Genomic DNA, 703 nt, shown 5'->3' with positions numbered 1-703 from the left:
GATGATTGTAGTGTTGTATCGTGGAGTAATAACTATACAGATTTAACATATACATGTAGTTTTACAGGAGAAGTAGAGGTAATTTTTACAGCAAAAGACGCCTGTGGAAACCCTGTAGATACAACTAGTGCTAAATTTATTATAGAAGATACTCAAGCACCAGCCTTTGTAGAAACGTTACCAGCGGCAGAAATTACAGTAAGTTGTGATAACATTCCAGTAATGGAAACCTTAACAGCAATTGATAATTGTGATGCGTCAGTAAGTGTAATTCCAAGTGAAATAACAAGCGGAGACGATGATGCTTGTCCTTCGGAATACTTAATCACAAGAACTTGGTCAGTACAAGATTGTTCAGGTAACACTACAACACATACTCAGGTAATTACAGTAGAAGACACTACAGCACCAGAATTTGTTGAGACTTTACCAGCAGCAGAAATCACTGTAAGTTGTGATAACATTCCAGTAATGGAAACCTTAACAGCAACCGATAATTGTGATGCATCAGTAACAGTAATTCCTAGTGAAGTAACAAGTGGTGATGATGACGCATGTGGATCAGAATACTTAATTACTAGAAAATGGACAGTATCAGATTGTTCAGGAAATACGACAACACATATTCAGGTAATTACAGTAGAAGACACTACAGCACCAGAATTTGTTGAGACTTTACCAGCAGCAGAAATCACTGTAAGTT

The 703-nt window shown here is 37.0% G+C and carries 1 pseudogene; it reads left to right on the top strand.

The annotated features are described in order from the left end of the window. Nucleotides 1-703, top strand: a pseudogene (locus ACQYZ7_RS16640) (hypothetical protein); the annotation flags it as partial.

The organism is Tenacibaculum sp. SDUM215027, from assembly GCF_050566205.1.
In the GTDB taxonomy this organism is placed as follows: domain Bacteria; phylum Bacteroidota; class Bacteroidia; order Flavobacteriales; family Flavobacteriaceae; genus Polaribacter.
This window is presented reverse-complemented; position numbering and strand designations above follow the sequence as displayed.